Origin of the sequence: Aeromonas bivalvium (genome assembly GCF_000819765.1) — a bacterium.
Classification (GTDB): domain Bacteria; phylum Pseudomonadota; class Gammaproteobacteria; order Enterobacterales; family Aeromonadaceae; genus Aeromonas; species Aeromonas bivalvium.
In genome coordinates this window covers 2,788-3,753 of record NZ_CDBT01000058.1, presented here as the reverse complement: position 1 = coordinate 3,753, position 966 = coordinate 2,788, and the positions used below count along the sequence as shown (strand labels likewise).

Genomic DNA, 966 nt, shown 5'->3' with positions numbered 1-966 from the left:
ATATCACTAAACAAGGTCACCATCTACCGATAGAGGTAACGCTCATTCCAGTCATCTACCTTGGAAAAAACGCTATCCTGGTAATTTGGCGTGATTTAAGTGACATTAAAGCCAAAGAGCATCGCATCAAGCAATTGGCATTTTTTGATGAGCTAACGGGACTGGCTAATAAAAATTTATTCTCTGACCGAGTTAAATACCTACTTAAAATTGCACAGAGACATCAATATACCATCGCGATTGTATATATCGACCTGGTTAATCTTGAAGACATTAACGAAACAATGGGATACGAAGCGGGTGATGCAGTCATCCAAGCGGTCGGTCGCAGATTAGCAAAAACCATCCGCGGTGCAGATACTTTAGTGCGTTGTATCTTTGAGAACGAGGACTGCCAGACTTTACCTATCGTCAATGACATAGATCGAGAGTTTGACTCCTTAGCCCGTTTAAATTCTGATGTTTTTGCGCTTGCAGCCGTTCTATCTAATCCCGATGCGGCATCAATAATGGTCAACAGGTTACAACAAGCTATCGCTGAGCCGCTCGAAATTCTAGAGGGTGAAGTCAGTATCAATGCAAGAGCTGGAATTGCTTTATATCCTCAGGATGCGGATACCTTTGATGCAATAACACGAGGTGCCAATATAGCACTTAATATGGCCAAAGAGTCCGGTTTACCCAGTTGCTATTTTAATATTGAAGTGGGTGAAAGGATTCAGAAAAAATCAATTATCTCAAAGCAACTTGAGAGAACCTTACTCTCCTATCCTGAAAATCTGCGAATCGTCCTTCAACCTCAAGTTTGTTTAAAAACATATAAGTTAGTCGGTGCTGAGGTTCTGGTGCGCTGGAGAGACGAAGAGCTTGGCGAAGTTTCGCCAGGATCCTTTATTCCAATTGCTGAAGAGCGAGGGTTAATCAATAAGTTGACGCATCTCGTATTAGAACGTGTTATTGAACTGA

General features: G+C 41.8%; 1 protein-coding gene. It reads left to right on the top strand.

Annotated features, from left to right (window positions below; genetic code table 11):
• A partial coding sequence (locus tag BN1119_RS20270; protein ID WP_157438684.1) for a diguanylate cyclase domain-containing protein occupies window positions 1–966 on the top strand: 966 nt, incomplete at both ends.